This window comes from Cupriavidus sp. DL-D2 (assembly GCF_039710735.1).
GTDB lineage: Bacteria > Pseudomonadota > Gammaproteobacteria > Burkholderiales > Burkholderiaceae > Cupriavidus.
Genome location: NZ_JBDKXK010000010.1, coordinates 1 through 15,842, shown reverse-complemented (window position 1 = coordinate 15,842; position 15,842 = coordinate 1). Strand labels below are relative to the sequence as shown.

The following is a 15,842-nucleotide window of genomic DNA, read 5'->3' as shown; positions in this document are numbered from 1 at the left end:
TCACGTCCTGTGCGGTAGCCAGAGAGATGTCGTCATTCCGGAGATTTCGCGTGCCATTCAGTGCATTGGACCTTTTCAAGATTGGTATCGGGCCATCCAGCTCGCATACGGTTGGCCCCATGCGGGCAGCACAGCAGTTCGTGCAGACGCTGGAACACCACGGCGCGCTCGGCAGCGTGACGCAGTTGCGAAGCGAACTATATGGATCGCTTGGTGCAACCGGGAAGGGACACGGCAGCGACACCGCGATCCTGCTGGGCCTTTCCGGCCATGATCCCGAAACGGTCGACGTCACACGTATCCCGGAATACCTGGCCGAGATCCGCAACACAGGCACTCTTGCCCTGAATGGCGACCAATCGATCGCCTTCGACGCGCGCAAGGACGTCGTCTTCTATCGACGTAGCTTGCCCTTGCACGCGAATGGCATGCGCTTCGTCGCGATTGCCGCTGACGGCGCGGAACTCAGGTCGTCGACGTTCTACTCGATCGGCGGCGGGTTCGTCGTGCCCGAGCCAGCGACGGACCGGGAAGGCATGGAGTCACCCCAGGAGGTGGCGCTGCCACTGCCATTCGACAACGCCGATGACTTGCTGGCCATCGCGGCGACGCTGGGCATCTCGATCGCCGAGGTCATGCGGCGGAACGAGGAGACCTGGCGGCCCGCCGCAGACACCCGTGGCGCACTGCTGGCCATCTGGAAGACGATGCAGGAGTGTGTGGCGCGAGGTTGCCGCACCGAAGGCGTTCTCCCCGGCGGCTTCCATGTTCGCAGGCGCGCGGCGCCCCTGTTCAGCAAGTTGAGCACGCGTGGCGCCTCCGGCGACGTGCTTGATGCCATGGACTGGGTGACGCTGTACGCCCTGGCCGTCAACGAGGAAAACGCGGCAGGCGGCCGCGTGGTCACAGCGCCAACGAACGGCGCTGCCGGCATCATTCCGGCCGTCCTCCACTACTACATGAAGTTCGAAGCTGGTGCCTGCGAGGACGGCGTCGTCGAGTTCCTGCTGACCGCCGCCGCCATCGGCATCCTCTTCAAGAAGAACGCTTCCATCTCGGGCGCGGAAGTCGGATGCCAGGGCGAGGTCGGCGTCGCGTGCTCAATGGCGGCGGCCGGACTGTGTGCGGTACTGGGCGGCACCGTCGAGCAAGTCGAGAATGCCGCGGAAATCGCCATGGAACATCATCTCGGGCTGACGTGCGACCCTGTGGGTGGGCTCGTCCAGATACCGTGCATCGAAAGAAATGCCATCGGCGCGATCAAGGCGATTGGTGCCGCTCGGATGGCGCTTCATGGTGACGGCAGTCATCACGTCAGCCTGGACAAGGTCATCAAGACGATGCGCGAAACCGGTTCCGATATGAAGACCAAGTACAAGGAAACCGCGAGAGGCGGTTTGGCGGTCAACGTCATCGAATGCTGACACCGGACATGTGATGTGTCGCAATAGCTGCCGCCGACGCCGTAACCGCAGAATGCAGAAACGAAATCTCCGTTCAAAACTGCAAAACACCGAAGCCTGCTCGTGTTGAAATGATCCCCGCTGAGGGGATGACACGCGGTCAAGCGTACGGCCACGTACGTCGCCTTTAGCGCCATATTCTTGGCATGCTCACCGTCCATGCCGCGCAACAGTCTTTTCCAACGTAGCACTTTATCTGCGGGGGCGGTTGCGGTAGAAACACCATCACGTACTCGCAAGAGTCAACCCCGTTTTCGATTTGGTCTTGGAATCCCAAACTCGCTCTCATTGGCTGCCAACACTTTGCCGCGGGCTGGCAGTGCTGCCCCTGCCCGTGTTGCACGCCATCGGTCGTGCGCTAGGCCGTCTTGTCTACATGTTGCCCGGGCGATATCGGCAACGCCTCCAGGAGAATGCCGCGCAAGCTGGCTATCCGGATGCGAGTTTTGCGCGCCACTCGGCCGGAGAGGCCGGCGCCATGATCCTCGAAACCTGTCGCATCTGGTTTCGTAGTGACGACAGCATCACGCGCGTCATCTGCGACGACTGGGACGTCATTGATACCGCCCGCGCCGAGGGCAAGGGCATCTTGTTCCTCACACCACACCTGGGCAGCTTCGAGATTACGGCGCGATATGTTGCCAAGCGGATGCCGCTCACCGTGATGTTCCGCACGCCCAGCAAGGAATATCTGCGAACGCTGATGGACAGCGCTCGCTCCACCTCCGAGTTGACCGCTGTGGCAGCCTCGTCGCAAGGCGTGCGCGCCTTTCTACGGACGCTGCGTGAAGGCGGTGCCGTGGGCTTGCTACCCGATCAGGCACCGAGCCTTGGCGAGGGCGTGTGGGTTCCTTTCTTTGGCCGACAGGCGTTCACCATGACGCTGCCGGGAAAGCTGGCGGCACAGACTAAAGCAGCCGTGATCCTCGCGTCGGGCGAGCGCCTGCCAAGCGGGCGCGGATGGCGCCTGCACCTGACGCGGCTGCCCGGCGAGATGCCGGAAAAACCAACCGCCCAAGCTGCTGTCCTCAATGACGCGATGGAAACGTTGATTCGCCGTTTTCCCGAACAGTACCTCTGGAGCTACAACCGCTACAAGGCGCCTCCAGGCGCGCCGCCTCGGCCAGCCGAATAAGCGCGCCGCGCTACCGACCGGATCGGTTCGCGCACCATCATTGCAGGAAGCATCGGCATCGGCATCGGCATCGTTGCCTGTTTTCGGCCGCTTGCGGAAGTGCGGCGCACGACCGGCGCACGACCGGCGCACGACCGGAGCTATACTTCGCGGCGATGCGTCCAGCGCATCTCCACCCAGCACCGCGAGAACCCACCCCATGACCGAAGCCACCGCTCTTACGCCCGACGAATTCCAGGAGCTCGACGATCTGCTGGACGACCTGCGCCAGCGCGCTGAGGAAATCCCACAATGGGAATTCTGCGACGGCTTTCTTACGGCCCTGGTCTGCACGCGCCGCCGCATCCCCGCTTCCGACTACCTGCCCATGCTGCTGGGAGACGGTGCTGTGCTCGACGTGCCCGAGGGCAGCCCGCTGCCGTTGCTGCCCGCGTTCCACGACGCGGCCCAGCAGACCCGCTTCATGGCGCTGTGGCAGCGCCGATGGAATGAGGTGGAGCACCAGCTCGACCAGCCCGTGGAGACACTGGAGGATGACCAAACCTTCTATCCTGAGGCAATGGACATCCGCGGCGCCGTCTTGAGCCTGCCCCAGGAAGAGCGCCCTGAGATGGATGGGCGGGAAATTCCGTCGTTTGGCCAAGTGTGGGCGCTGGGCTTCATGTTCGTGGTGGAGAACTGGCCCGAGGAATGGGCCGCCCCGCGCGACAAGGAGGTCGCCCAGTGGCTGGACGACGCGCTCGAAAGCATCGTCGCCCTGACCGAGGACGACACCGGCGAGCCCGAAGTCCGCATGTACAGCGAAGATGGCCCGCCCAGCACGAGCCGAGCGCGCCTGGAAACCTTTGGCGAGGCGATCTGGGCGGTCTACGACTTGCGCCAGATCTGGAAGAGCCTGGGCCCGCGCGTGGAGGCCGTGGTGACAGGCGACCAGCCCGGCCGCAACGACCCGTGCCCTTGCGGCAGCGGCAAGAAGTTCAAGAAGTGCCACGGAGGATAAGGGCAAGCCGCTGTCTTGCAGTGGTCAGTTGCACGTGGCAGGTCGGCGCGACGTCTGCCTGATTACCCGGGGCCCCTCCGGCCCTTCAGAAGGCAACTAGCATTTCGCCTTCTTGGCCTGCCCCGGTGGGCAACCGCCATTTCCCTTGCCGCGGCCGGTGTAGTACTTCTCGCCTTTGGGGCCGTTGTGCTTGCGCCAGTAATCCGGATCGCGATACTCCCCGCCATCCCAGTAGTAGCCCCTGCTATCTCGGCTGCCAAAGGTGATGCTGACACCGGGCGCGTGGATGCTCGTATTTCCAACGAAGACATTGACATCAGCCGCGCTCGCGGCCCAACCGCTGCATGCGAGCGTAATCGCAACGACAGATTTCTTCACGGAAGCTCCTTGTTGTGGGGAGAAAGAAGGAAACCATCGATACTACCTTGGGTTGCATATCGGGCGTCAATGGCAATGCCCAAACCGGAGCTCGCCATTGTGGGCGGGGGGCAACTCCATGCGACGTTACAACTGGCACGTTCGCGTTCTCTTCGGATTTCGCGCGTATCGCGCTTTGATATTCGGGACAATTTTTCTCGAGATATCCCGCGTCTAAACTCAGGCGCTCGAACTTCGGAGCCAGCTTAACGGCGAATACGGCTGTTTCATTCCTGTTACAGATCGTTGCAATGCCGCCCCGTTGCCGCGAACGCGCTTCCCCTATGCTGCAGGCTCCATCGAGCCCTGAGGAGGGTCAAAAAAATGATAACGAGAAGCCAGCTTAATCTAAAGAGAATATTCGCCGTTTTGCCGGTGCCCTTTATCGTGGTTGCGTGCGGTGGCGGTGACGGAAGCAGCAGCGACAACGCACCGACTAATGGCACCCTGCATGTGGCAATGACCGATGCCCCGTCCTGCGGTTTTGATCACGTCTATGTCACGGTCAACAAGGTGCGGGTGAACAGCAGCAGCAATGCCGGGGACAACGACAGTGGCTGGACGGACATCACGCTGCCCGCGCCGCAAAAGGTGGACCTGCTCTCTCTTACCAACGGCGTGTTGTTCGACATTGGCCGCGCACCCTTACCCGCCGGCCAGTACCAACAGGTGCGCCTGGTGCTGAACGCGAACCAAGGCAATTCCCTGGCCAACTCCCTGGTCGTCTCGGGCACGACGAACGAGGTGCCTCTGGCCACGCCGAGCGCCACCCAGAGCGGGTACAAGATCATTCAGCCGTTTACGGTGCCTGCGAACACGCTGGTTGACCTGATTCTTGACTTCAATGCTTGCAAGTCGATTGTCCAGCAGGGCAATGGCTCATACAGCCTGAAGCCGGTAGTTACCGCCACGCCGTTGACCGTGAGCGGCACGATCTCCGGATTCGTGCCTGCCGCACAGGCTGGCGCCACGGTCTACGCAGAGCAGAATGGCCAGGTCATTCGCGGCACAGTAGCCGATGGCAATGGGCAGTTCGTCCTGACGCCCCTTATCCAAAGCAGCACCAACGGCACCTATGACATAGTGGTTGTCGACAATAAGCTGCCGTCCGGCCATGCAACCGGCATTATCCGTAATGTGCCAGTTACGGCGAGCGCGACGACCACGGTATCGACCTCGGGCGCCCCCATCACACTGCCAACGTCCGTCACCAACACTGTGTCCGGCACGGCCACGGCATCGGCACAGGCGTCGGTACGCGCGCTGCAGAGTATTAACTCGGTGTCGTACGAAATTGCCTCGGCGAACGCCAACCTTGATACTGGCGCGTATTCGCTGACGTTACCGGCCGCGGCGCCAATGATCGGCACATACAGCCCGACACTGCCAATCGCCCTGACGGCCGCATCGGTTGCCGGACAGTATTCGGTGCAGGCGACGAGCGCGTCCGGTGCGACGCAGACCAGTGCAGCGAACGTTTCCGGCGGCGGCCAGAGCGGCGTGAACTTTAATTTCTAACCCAGTGTGAAGAGGGGCGTCAGCCTTCCTAACTATGAAAGCCATCATCGTCATGATGACCCTTAGCACCACGCTGCTCGGTGGCTGCGCTTACTACGTGTCCGACCCCGGTCCTGCGGCCCGTCCCCAGGGCGGGCCGGGCAACAACTTCTGTCCGCCGGGCCAAGCGAAGAAAGGCAACTGCTAATCCGGCCCGCTTCAACGTACTAAGGCCGGCGATACAGGCCGGCCTTTCCTCTACCCAATGCGAGTGCAAACGAGAAGCGACTGCCTCAGTGCAACCATTCGTAACACGAGCAGCCATAACTGGCCGTCATCGTCTTCAACACTTTGAGTGACCGTACCTGCTCGGCCAACGCTTCGCGCAATCGAATGACTTCCTCGGCCGATGGGTCCAAGGCGGGCGAAACACCGCTGCAACGCCCGCAAGCCTTGGCGAGCCGTCTAATTTTCTGAGGCGGGCGCGACCGAGACCGCCACCGCTTCGGTGTAGACCGCCTGGACCCGATCGCCCTTCTTTACGGTTGTCATATGATCCGGATCGCTCACCTTCAAATCGACAAGATTGCCCCGTGGGCCTTTGACCGTTATGGTCTGCGCCTCACGATTTACGGCGACGACCTGCGATACAACGGTAACCTCGCGCCCCACCGTTCCGCCCGGGCGCTCGCCGGGCTGTGAGCGTTCGGAAATCTCCTTTTCCTTCATGGAAGCCGCGCCGCTCCCCTTCTTCAGGCTGACTGTCAGCGCCTCCCGATAAGACACCGTCACTTTGTCTCCCAACTTCAATTGTTCGAAGTTGCGGGCCTCGGGGCCGACGGTCATCTCGACGGTCTTTCCCTGTGGTGTCTTGAGGGACAGTTTGCGATTCGCTGCATCGATGGCGGTGATAACGGCTGTCGCGGTTACCATCCCCGTCGCCGTCGCCTGACCCGGCGATCGAGTCACATCCGTTTTTACGTCAGGCTGTGCCTGCGCCAGCACGGCGGTCGACAGCCCAAGAGCACTGAAAATGGAAAGTAGAAACATCTTCTTCATCACGGTACTCCTTTGGACATCGGTGAAGGTCAGACCGATCCGATCTGGATTCTAGGCTTTCATCTCTGGTTCACTAATGGCCTTTAGACCTACCAGATCCGCCCTCGCACGATCTTGCATCACTTTCTCGCCCGACTATGCTGTAACAGGGGAAATCACATTGCATCCCAGGAATTTGTTTATGCATCAATCATTTCCACATTTGAGAAAGTGGGTAGCCGAGTTATCGCTCCTGGTGCTCGCTCTCGTTGTCGAAAGCAGCCTGGCAGCCGAGTTCGGAACCACGGAAGGCCCTGAGCCGGACAACATTCTGGAACTGGCCGAATTTTTGCGTCGAGATCCTTACGAACTCGAACTTCTGATTAGCTTCGGGACATCCAAGGGCGGCTCGGCCGGGCATATTGCACTGGCGGTACGCAGCGATGGAGCAGCCGACGAAACGGTGTATTCCGCAAATTTCTACGCCGACCGTGCACCTGAACATGAAGGTCGCTTCTACACTAAGGAATTGGTGGTCGGTGTTCCCAAGATGGAGTATTTGTTCAAGACGACTTCATCGCTGGATGCTCTTGCGGTCTTTGGCCTCGACTACGGCGAAGTTTATAAGCGCTCGGTCATCGGCATACGGGTCTTCGGCATGCCATCCTCCGAGAAACAAGCGTTGGTTTCATACTTCTCGCGTATCAACGGCGACTATCACCGGCACGTGAATAATGCGGAGTATCACCACGGCGAGGTCAAGTACGACTATCTGAGACTGAACTGTGCAAAGGTTATTGGCGCAGCGTTCAAGTTCGGCGCAGGCTATGAACGTCTTGAGGTCAACGATCCTCAGCTACTCCGTGGTCGGCGCGTCGTTGCGGCGGCGACAGCAAATGTCCCTACCGAAATGGCCCTGAAATTGATGGAGCAGTGGAATCTGCGTCAATACAAGATGGATGTGGTTCTATACAAGAAATTCGAAGCATCGGAATATATTGAACCGCGTGAAGATCCAAAAGTTGCCTTCAAAAATCTGCCCGACCGCTTTCCGTCGGTGTTATCACTCGATTTCCGAAGAGAGCAAGGTGAGTATCGCGATTTTGACAACCTCTTTGCCATGTACTTGCTCTACAACCTCGGCCGTTTTAGCGTGCGCATTGACGAAGCGACTAAGCGACTTCGAATCGAAAAAGAGAAAGAACCCATGACGTATGCCGACGCAGTCTCTCTTGCAAAGACAGCGGCGAAGTCCGATAGCGAAAATTACCGCCGTCGCGCCCTGTTCCAACCCGCGGGAATCCGGATCGGCGAACCGGCAAGTAACAGGCATCTATATCACTTTCCGGATATCGACTCGGGTCCGGCGCTCCGCTAACACCGGGGGACGGCGGGGAGCGCAATGGCGGCATGTTGCAGTTGGTGGGGATCGCTCGGTCAAAGTCTTTCAGCGAGCGCTACGACGAAGCCAGAGAAAGCCCAACACACCGACGATCGGCCCCGGCAGGAGAAGCCAGGAGATCTTCATACCGAGATCGCCCAGCAGTGTGGAGACCAGCGCGATAGACCCCACAGTCAGCGCAAATCCGATCGAGTTCTGGATCGCCAGCGCGCCACCGATCAATGCCGGCGGGCATGCCTTGGCCGCGAGCGCCGAAAACTGTGGAGAGTCGGCCACGACTGCGGCGCCCCACACCAGGAAGAACAGCAGCAGCCAACCAGGCGACAGCGTATCGGCGGCCACTGGCAGTAGCAGGCAACACACACCGGAAATGACCAGCGCGGTCAGCGCGACGTTGGCACTTCCCACCCAACGCGTCAGCCATCCACCGAAGACGCACCCGAAGGCGCCGATACCGATCACGGCAAACGCAAGTGCGGAAACGCCCTGCCCCCCAAACTGGGCAGGAAGCGACGTGCGCGCGATGAGCATGGGTACCATCGTCCAGAACGCGTAGAGCTCCCACATATGCCCGAAGTAGCCCACGGCAACAGCGCGAAACTGGCGGGCTCGAAAGGCTCGCAACGGATTTCCTGGATTCGGTCCGTCAGCACGACGCGCCGGCAAGTGCGGGCCATTGCCCAGGTAGATGACCATACCGGCTGCAATGCACGCCAGCACAGACGATCCCGCCATCACGAGTTGCCACGGCCACTGCGCCGCGACAATGCGCAACCCGTGCGGCAAGGCAGTTCCCAGGGTCAGCATGCCTACCAGCAACGCGAGCGCGGCGCCTGCTCTCTCGGGGGCCCACCCAATCATCAGTTTCATCCCGATCGGGTAAATGCCGGCAAGACAAATACCCACGGCGAACCGAAGTCCGATTGCCGCCGTGAAGTCCCCGGACAAGCAGGCAAACCAGGCATTGAAGGCGGCGCCCAGCAACGCCGAAATACAAAAAATACGACTCGCGGAAAACCTGTCAGCCAGACCGAACAGTGCAAACACAAGCGTGCCAAGGATGAAACCACCCTGGACGGCTGCCGTGAGCATGCCAATATTCGCGGCGGTCAGCCCCCATGCCCTGGCGAGGTCATCGGCAGCGCTATTGGCGCTGAACCACAAGGATGTGCCAAACAATTGGGCCGTGGCTATCGCCAGTACGGGATTGAGACGAGACGTCCGCGATCTCGAGGCGGTATTCGATGGGGGAATCATGTTCTGAAAATGCATGCGGCGCTGGCTCCCGACGCGAATGGCATCGCCAGCCAGCGCAGACACGGATAATTCTAGGGGAAGGAAATGTGTAGCGATGGGGAATTACTGCTTGCTCACTCCATCCGAATCACGGCAATGATCGACCTTGAACTGCATGAAAACCAGGGCCAGCCACTTGCCAAACTTCGTACCCACTACCGCATCAAGCCAACATGCGCGAATCCCAGCTTTTCGTGCGGACGAATGGAACTGGCATTTCCAGCCAAGATGGCGCCAACCATGATGTGCTCGCCTGACGAAGCCGCCGGCATCTGCTTCCAATAGTTCCGGCGCTGGGCCGCGCGCCAAAGTTGCATTACAATGCGAACCATTCTCATTTACTGAACGCGCCCCGTACTCTGCTTATCCGGGCGTAGCAGGCCAAACGTGTCTTCGTCCGATCTCGCGCAGCGTCAAGAACTCGAGGCTCTCTACAGCGGCCACCATGGATGGCTCCATCGCTGGCTGCAGGGCAAGCTGGGGTGCGCGCACCATGCCGCTGACGTGGCGCAAGACACTTTCGTGCGGATTATCAGCTCGCGCGATGCATTGCTTGGCATTGACCAGCCGCGCGCTTACCTGACCACCATTGCCAAGCGTCTCCTGATCGATCGGTCACGCCGGCAACTGGTGGAGCAGGCTTATCTGGCCGAGATCGCGCTCATTGCCGATACGCTGCCCGGCTACCCCTCCCCGGAAGAGATTGCCATGGCCGTCGAGGCCCTGGCCCAGATTGCCGATGCGCTCGAAGGCGCGCCGGCGCGCGTGCGGGAAGCGTTCCTGCGTCACTATCTCGATGATCAGACACAGGCAGCCATCGCCGTAGACATGGGCGTTTCCGAACGCATGGTGCGGAAGTATCTCGTGCAGGCGCTGCTGCATTGCCGGGCCCGATGCGCTGCCCTGGCGGATCACCCACTGTGAACATGCCGCATCGCTCGACTGCCGAACGCACCCCCGCATCATCCGAAGACCTGCTGCTGGAGCAAGCTGCGGAATGGATCGTCGCGCTTTCATCCGACGACCCCAACGAACGTGAACAGGCGCGTGCGGATTTCGAGAGATGGAAGCGCGCCGATCCTCGTCACGCGGCGGCCGCAGCAAGTTTCGAGCACCTGCTCGGGAAGGTTCGCGGCGTGCGCAACAGCACAGCGGGCTCTGGACGGCCAGCGCGCTCGGCGCTTGACGCCGCGGGTGCCGGCGTGCGCCGTCAGCAGCGGCTCAAGCGCGCCGGCATGGCGCTGGTCTTTGCCTGTCTCGTCGTCATGCCCGCGTGGCTGGCCCTTCATGCCTGGCCGCCCGCCTATCTGCTTGCCGATATCCGCACCGCTTCTGGCGAATGGAAGACGCACACGCTGATCGACGGCAGCCGCATCACGCTGCGCAGCGGGAGCGCCGTCAACCTGCACTACGACGCGGCGCGCCGGGTCGTGGAACTCGTACAAGGCGAAATACTGGTGGACGTGGCCAAGGATGCCGCCCGTCCGTTCGTGGTGGAGACCGCCGACGGCAGCATGCGGGCGCTAGGCACCCGGTTCGTCGTGGATCGCGAGGCTGACGCCACGGTACTCGACGTCATCGAATCCAGAGTCCTGGCCCAAACGCCACGCCAGCGTCAGACCGGGGAGCGCGAAGGGACCGCCGTACAGGCGGGCGAGCGCGTGCGGATCACGCCGGATGGCATCGGTCCGGTGGAGTCCATCGATGCGCGCAGTCTTGACGATGCCTGGCGGCATCATCAGCTTGTGGTCAATGACCGCCCGCTGGCCGATGTGCTCGACGAACTGGCGCGTAATCGACGGGGCGGGCTGTACTTCGACCGCGGCGCAGTAACCGGTATCCGCGTCAATGCCGTCCTGCCGCTGGACGATACGGACCGCGCGCTGCAGCTACTGGCAATCAACTACCCCGCCCTGCGCATCCGGACACTGACGCCCTACCTCGTGTACATCGACATGCCCGCCGCATCGGTCCGATAAACTTTTTCTTCGAACCGGTTCCGCATTCCGATCTTCATGCGTCAAGGCCATGAGAGATCACGAATCGAGGAACCGCAAGCATGTCCGCAACACCGCACCGCAACGCCCGCTTCCGGCGCCCAGCCCTGACCGTTGCACGCCGCCATATGCGGCTGACCCCGCTAGCCGTGGCGGCCCACCTGAGCTTTGCCGCCGCGCTCTGGCTTGCCACGCCGGCCCCCGCGAGCGCACAGACCGCAGCGCAGGCCACGCGGTATGACATTCCCGCCGGGCCGCTGGCAACATCGCTGAACCGCTTCGCGCAGCAATCCGGCGTATCGATCGTGATGGACGCCGGACAGTTGCACGGCATGCAGGCGCCGGCGCTGCACGGCAGCTATGGTCGCGAAGAGGGATTCGAGCACCTGTTGCGCGGCAGCGGCTACACCGCCGTACCGACATCGGCGGGCTACGTACTGCGCAAGGTGGCAAGCACCGGCGATGCGGCTCATGGCGCAACGCTGCCCGAAGTCGTCGTGCAGGCTGGAGGCATGAGCGGTACTACCGAGGGCACCGGCTCCTACACCGACTCCGGGCCGGTCAGCACGGCCACAAAGCTTGAGCTGGCGCTGCGCGAGACGCCGCAGGCGGTCACCGTCATCACGAATCAACGCATACAGGATCAGGGCCTGGCAACGGTCAACGACGTGGTGCAGACGGCTCCGGGTCTGACCTTCCGGCGTTTCGGGCCAGAGCGCGCGTCCTTCTATTCACGCGGCCTGTATGTGGACAACATCATGTACGACGGCCTGCCCGTGGGCCTGGACAGTTCCAACCTGTCGCAAGACCTGCTGGCCACCGACATGGCGATCTACGACCGTGTGGAGATCGTACGTGGCGCCACCGGCCTCGTGCAGGGCGCGGGCAACCCATCGGCGGCCATCAATCTTGTGCGCAAGCGGCCGACCAAGGTGCCGCAGGTGTCCGTCGGTGTGAAGGCTGGAAGCTGGGACCGCTATCGCGCGGAGGTGGATGCCTCGGGCCCGCTGTCGGAGGACGGCACCCTGCGCGGTCGCGCGGTGATCGCGGCACAGGACTACGGTAGCTACAAGCGCGGCGAAAACAGCAACGGCCAGACGTTCTACGGCATCCTGGAGAAAGATCTTGGGCCCGCCACCACGCTCACGTTGAGCGGACTGCATCAGGAAAGCCGACTGCACGGCAACGGCTTCACCGGTCTGCCCGTGGCGCGCGACGGCAGCGATCTCGGACTTCCGCGATCCACCTCCTACGCCAATGACTGGGAGTACTGGAACAAGACCACGAACTCTGGTTTCATCGGACTCGACCACCGATTCGACAACGGCTGGCGCATGCACCTCTCGGCCTACTATGCGCAGGCCGATGTCGACATGGAGGGCCATTACCTCAGCTACAGCTACGCCACTGGCAATTACAGCCAGCTGGGTGCGCGCAATGCACACCGGGAGAAGCAAAGCAGTGCGGATGTGTATGCCAATGGCCCCTTCGAACTGCTGGGCCGCAAGCACGAGCTGGTACTGGGCGCCAGCTACCGCAACGTCGATTTCAACGGCAATAGCCGCCAGGGCCTGGTGCTCAACAGCAACCTCAACCTCTACAACTTCAATCCGGGTGCCGTCGCAGATCCGAACATTCCGTTACGGGACTGGATGGACGCAAGGATCAGCCAGCAAAGCCTTTATGCCACCACGCGCCTGAATCTGGCCGATCGCCTGAAACTGATTCTGGGCGGACGGCTGGACTGGTTCGACTACAACGACACCGTCAACACTTATCCGAACTTCAACGCCAACACGCCATCCGTCAGTGCGCACAACCGATACAGCGTCAACAACCAACTGACGAAATATGCGGGACTGGTCTTCGACCTTGACGCCCACCACTCGCTTTACGCCAGCTACACCGATATCTTCAAGCCCCAGAATTATCTGGATGCCAGCAACAAGCTGCTGGACCCGGTGGTGGGAAAGAACTACGAAATCGGTATCAAGGGCGAGTATTTCGAAGGTGCGCTGAATGCCTCGGCGGCAGTGTTCCGCATCGACCAGAACAACCGTGCCTTCCGCAGCGCCGATCAGACCCAGTGCGCCAGCTACCCGACCGTAGTGTGCTACTCGGCCGCCGGCGAGGTGCGCAGCCAGGGTGTGGAGTTCGAAGTGCAAGGCGCCATCACGCCCAACTGGCAGGTGGGGGCTGGCTACACCGTGGCGATTGCGCGCTATCGCAAGGACGCCACAGCCAGCAACGTGGGCGCGATCTTCGACACCGACACGCCACGGCACCTGTTCAAACTGTCCACCATGTACCGGCTGCGCGGCTCATTGCAGGGCTGGCGCATTGGTGGTTCGATCTACGGGCAGGACTCCATTTACAACCAGGGCACCACGAGCGGTGTGCCATTCCGCATCGCCCAGGGTGCCTACACCCTGGTCGATCTGGTAGTGGGATGGCAGCCGATACCGAAGCTGGACTTGCAACTCAACATCAATAACCTCTTTAACAGGCGGTACTACAACGCGCTGTCCGGTAGCGTCAGTTTCCCGAGCAACGTCTATGGCGAGCCGCGCAATGCAATGCTGTCCGCGCGCTACCAGTTCTGATGCGGGGCCGCATGCGTGGCGCGCTGGTGGTGCTGCACCGCTGGTGTGGCCTCTTCATCGCCGGTTTCCTGTTTATCGCCGGCCTGACCGGCGCGGTGATCGCCTGGGATCATGAACTCGACGAGTGGGTGAATCCCCGGCTGTTCCAGGCCACCTCCGGTGCGACGGAGAGCCCGCTTCCGCCTCTTGAGCTGGCGCGCCGCATTGAGGCGGAGGAGCCGCGACTGCGGGTCAGCTTCCTGCCGCTGACGCTGGAGCCCGGTCATACGGCCATGCTGGGTGTTGCCGCGCGCATTGACCCCGCCACCGGCGCGCCATACGCCCTTGGCTTCAACCAGGTGGCGGTGGACCCGGCCAGCGGCCACGTGCAGGGGCGGCGTCAATGGGGCCAGATATCGCTATCGCGCGAGAACCTGCTGCCCTTCCTCTACAAGCTGCATTACACCATGCACATTCCCAAGGGCTGGGGTATCGATATTGGCGTGTGGCTGATGGGCGTGGTGTCCGCTGTCTGGATTGTGGACTGCTTCCTGGCGCTATATGTCTCGTTTCCCAGCGCGCGCGCCTGGCGTAAATCGCTGACCTTCCGATTGCGCCAGGGCGGATTCAAACTCAATTTCGATATCCACCGCTCCGGCGGCGTCTGGGTGTGGGGTCTGCTGCTGATGCTGGCGGTGACCTCGGTCTCGCTGAATCTGGGAACGCAAGTCATGCGACCGCTCGTGTCGGTTTTCTCTCCGTTGACGCCCTCGCCATTCCAGGTGCGCCAAGGCAGTCGCGAGCGGGAAATTGCCGAGCCGATATTGAGCCGCGAGCAGGCCATCGCGGCAGCCGAGGCCGAAGGTCGCCGCCGCGGCTGGACCCGTCCTGCGGGGTCCATCTTCTATGCTCAACGCTTCAGCATCTACGGCGTGGCGTTCTTCACACCGGAAGACGACCGGGATGACGACGGCATGGGGAACGAGGTCCTCTATCTGGACGGGAATACCGGTGCGATCCTCGGCGAGAAGGTGCCGGGGCAAGGCACTGCGGGCGACATTTTCATGCAGGCGCAGTTGCCACTTCACTCCGGCCGTCTGCTGGGCATGCCGGGACGCGTGCTGATGTCGTTCATGGGAATCCTTGTGGCGGCGCTCAGCGCGACCGGCCTCGTGATCTGGATGCGCAAGCGTAGAGCGCGCAGGACGAATCGCCTTCGGTCGTAGGTGGTCACGGGCCATCGCCAGCTCACGCCTCGGCGGCAACAGGCAGCCGAAACGGCGCACCGAGTCGGTTGAACGCATTCATTGCGGCGATCGTGATCGTTAAGTCGACAAGGTCTTTGGGCGTGAATGCTGCCGAGGCCGCGGCATACGCTTCATCCGAGGCATGCGTTTCGCTGACGCGGGTCACTTCCTCTGCCCAGGCCAGCGCGGCGCGTTCCTGGTCGGAGAACAGATGGTGCACCTCATCCCAGACCGGTATTAACGTGATCTTGTCGATCGACATGGTTTTCCGAAGATCGCGGCTGTGCATGTCGATGCAGTGGGCGCAGCCGTTGATCTGCGAAACGCGAAGAAACACAAGGTGGACAAGTTCTTCCGGCAGGTTCGTCTTCCTGGTTACATAGTGGTGGATACCAAATAGTGCCTTCGCGCCGTCAGGTGCGATGTCTTGCCAGTTCAAGCGGGTCATCTCGGTCCTTTCCTGTCGTTGAGGGACGTAAAGAGCAGTCAGGGCGCACGGTCCGTATATCGACGCCGGGCGCGGAACATGTCATAAAGCCACGTTACTCCGCCGGGCATTGGAGCAACAGACCCAAAAACTGCCAAAACGACTGATCCAACATGACCGACCCGAATGCGCCCGCTACGCTTTCCATCCAGGTGGACCGTGCCACAGCCGTGCCCATCGGCGACCAGATCCATGCGAGCCTGCGACAGGCAATCGTCGACGGTCGGCTGGCATCCGGCCAGCGTTTGCCGTCTGGCCGGGATCTCGCGACGCAGCTCGGT

At 61.6% G+C, this 15,842-nt stretch carries 15 protein-coding genes and 1 pseudogene; 11 read left to right on the top strand and 5 right to left on the bottom strand.

Annotation, left to right across the window (positions count from 1 at the left end; genetic code table 11):
* The first annotated feature begins 50 nt into the window (after window positions 1–50).
* From ABDB81_RS07500 to ABDB81_RS07490, 3 genes are all read left to right on the top strand, one after another.
* Window positions 51–1,424 carry an L-serine ammonia-lyase gene (locus tag ABDB81_RS07500; protein ID WP_346810539.1) on the top strand — a complete coding sequence of 458 codons (1,374 nt, stop codon included), beginning with the start codon at window positions 51–53 and terminating at the stop codon, window positions 1,422–1,424.
* A gap of 331 nt (window positions 1,425–1,755) precedes the next feature.
* Window positions 1,756–2,598, top strand: a complete 843-nt coding sequence (locus ABDB81_RS07495) for a lysophospholipid acyltransferase family protein (RefSeq protein WP_137925254.1) — start codon at window positions 1,756–1,758, stop codon at window positions 2,596–2,598.
* 199 nt (window positions 2,599–2,797) lie between these two features.
* A complete protein-coding gene (locus ABDB81_RS07490) occupies window positions 2,798–3,598 on the top strand; it encodes a YecA family protein (RefSeq protein ID WP_137925211.1) in 801 nt (266 codons plus the stop codon).
* A 96-nt stretch (window positions 3,599–3,694) separates the two neighbouring features.
* Here the strand turns inward: ABDB81_RS07490 and ABDB81_RS07485 are convergent, their stop codons facing one another.
* Entirely contained in the window at window positions 3,695–3,976 is a 282-nt protein-coding gene (locus ABDB81_RS07485; protein ID WP_346810538.1) for a DUF2502 domain-containing protein, read from the bottom strand.
* Between the two features lie 363 nt (window positions 3,977–4,339).
* Here ABDB81_RS07485 and ABDB81_RS07480 point away from each other — a divergent pair, with 363 nt between their 5' ends.
* Together ABDB81_RS07480 and ABDB81_RS07475 are read left to right on the top strand one after the other, a co-directional pair.
* Window positions 4,340–5,533 (top strand): DUF4382 domain-containing protein, encoded by a 1,194-nt coding sequence (locus tag ABDB81_RS07480; RefSeq protein WP_346810537.1) that lies wholly within the window; start codon window positions 4,340–4,342, stop codon window positions 5,531–5,533.
* Window positions 5,534–5,585: 52 nt separating this feature from the next.
* The gene (locus ABDB81_RS07475) at window positions 5,586–5,720 is read left to right on the top strand and encodes a hypothetical protein (protein WP_346810574.1); all 135 of its coding nucleotides are present in this window, start codon (window positions 5,586–5,588) and stop codon (window positions 5,718–5,720) included.
* Between the two features lie 257 nt (window positions 5,721–5,977).
* On the opposite strand, the gene ABDB81_RS07470 is transcribed toward ABDB81_RS07475, so the two are convergent.
* On the bottom strand, window positions 5,978–6,571 hold the full coding sequence (locus ABDB81_RS07470) for a hypothetical protein (protein ID WP_137925208.1): 594 nt from the start codon (window positions 6,569–6,571) through the stop codon (window positions 5,978–5,980).
* Between the two features lie 181 nt (window positions 6,572–6,752).
* Between ABDB81_RS07470 and ABDB81_RS07465 the strand changes: the two genes are divergently transcribed.
* Window positions 6,753–7,928 (top strand): hypothetical protein, encoded by a 1,176-nt coding sequence (locus ABDB81_RS07465; RefSeq protein WP_346810536.1) that lies wholly within the window; start codon window positions 6,753–6,755, stop codon window positions 7,926–7,928.
* 69 nt (window positions 7,929–7,997) lie between these two features.
* Here ABDB81_RS07465 and ABDB81_RS07460 read toward each other — a convergent pair whose 3' ends face one another.
* Complete coding sequence (locus ABDB81_RS07460; RefSeq protein ID WP_346810573.1) at window positions 7,998–9,209, bottom strand: MFS transporter; 1,212 nt, start codon at window positions 9,207–9,209, stop codon at window positions 7,998–8,000.
* Between the two features lie 102 nt (window positions 9,210–9,311).
* A pseudogene (locus ABDB81_RS07455) lies at window positions 9,312–9,502 on the bottom strand (GNAT family N-acetyltransferase); the annotation flags it as partial.
* Between the two features lie 133 nt (window positions 9,503–9,635).
* Here ABDB81_RS07455 and ABDB81_RS07450 point away from each other — a divergent pair.
* From ABDB81_RS07450 to ABDB81_RS07435, 4 genes are all read left to right on the top strand, one after another.
* Window positions 9,636–10,172: a sigma-70 family RNA polymerase sigma factor gene (locus tag ABDB81_RS07450; RefSeq protein ID WP_160473719.1), complete on the top strand. Its 537-nt coding sequence runs from the start codon at window positions 9,636–9,638 to the stop codon at window positions 10,170–10,172.
* Window positions 10,173–10,174: 2 nt separating this feature from the next.
* A complete protein-coding gene (locus ABDB81_RS07445) occupies window positions 10,175–11,227 on the top strand; it encodes a FecR domain-containing protein (RefSeq protein WP_346810535.1) in 1,053 nt (350 codons plus the stop codon).
* A gap of 80 nt (window positions 11,228–11,307) precedes the next feature.
* Window positions 11,308–13,848 (top strand): TonB-dependent siderophore receptor, encoded by a 2,541-nt coding sequence (locus tag ABDB81_RS07440; protein WP_346810534.1) that lies wholly within the window; start codon window positions 11,308–11,310, stop codon window positions 13,846–13,848.
* A gap of 11 nt (window positions 13,849–13,859) precedes the next feature.
* Entirely contained in the window at window positions 13,860–15,053 is a 1,194-nt protein-coding gene (locus ABDB81_RS07435) for a PepSY-associated TM helix domain-containing protein (RefSeq protein WP_346810533.1), read from the top strand.
* Between the two features lie 22 nt (window positions 15,054–15,075).
* On the opposite strand, the gene ABDB81_RS07430 is transcribed toward ABDB81_RS07435, so the two are convergent.
* Window positions 15,076–15,522, bottom strand: a complete 447-nt coding sequence (locus tag ABDB81_RS07430) for a carboxymuconolactone decarboxylase family protein (protein WP_137925200.1) — start codon at window positions 15,520–15,522, stop codon at window positions 15,076–15,078.
* A 152-nt stretch (window positions 15,523–15,674) separates the two neighbouring features.
* Here ABDB81_RS07430 and ABDB81_RS07425 point away from each other — a divergent pair.
* The coding region (locus ABDB81_RS07425) for a GntR family transcriptional regulator (RefSeq protein WP_346810572.1) at window positions 15,675–15,842 on the top strand (168 nt) is incomplete at its 3' end.

What these genes read in the sequence shown, in the direction of transcription:
- ABDB81_RS07490 (WP_137925211.1), top strand. Translation starts at nt 2,798, where the DNA reads ATGACCGAAGCCACCGCTCTTACGCCCGACGAATTCCAGGAGCTCGAC.
- ABDB81_RS07480 (WP_346810537.1), top strand. Translation starts at nt 4,340, where the DNA reads ATGATAACGAGAAGCCAGCTTAATCTAAAGAGAATATTCGCCGTTTTG.
- ABDB81_RS07475 (WP_346810574.1), top strand. Translation starts at nt 5,586, where the DNA reads ATGATGACCCTTAGCACCACGCTGCTCGGTGGCTGCGCTTACTACGTG.
- ABDB81_RS07470 (WP_137925208.1), bottom strand. Translation starts at nt 6,571, where the DNA reads ATGAAGAAGATGTTTCTACTTTCCATTTTCAGTGCTCTTGGGCTGTCG.
- ABDB81_RS07465 (WP_346810536.1), top strand. Translation starts at nt 6,753, where the DNA reads ATGCATCAATCATTTCCACATTTGAGAAAGTGGGTAGCCGAGTTATCG.
- ABDB81_RS07460 (WP_346810573.1), bottom strand. Translation starts at nt 9,209, where the DNA reads ATGATTCCCCCATCGAATACCGCCTCGAGATCGCGGACGTCTCGTCTC.
- ABDB81_RS07445 (WP_346810535.1), top strand. Translation starts at nt 10,175, where the DNA reads ATGCCGCATCGCTCGACTGCCGAACGCACCCCCGCATCATCCGAAGAC.
- ABDB81_RS07440 (WP_346810534.1), top strand. Translation starts at nt 11,308, where the DNA reads ATGTCCGCAACACCGCACCGCAACGCCCGCTTCCGGCGCCCAGCCCTG.
- ABDB81_RS07435 (WP_346810533.1), top strand. Translation starts at nt 13,860, where the DNA reads ATGCGTGGCGCGCTGGTGGTGCTGCACCGCTGGTGTGGCCTCTTCATC.
- ABDB81_RS07430 (WP_137925200.1), bottom strand. Translation starts at nt 15,522, where the DNA reads ATGACCCGCTTGAACTGGCAAGACATCGCACCTGACGGCGCGAAGGCA.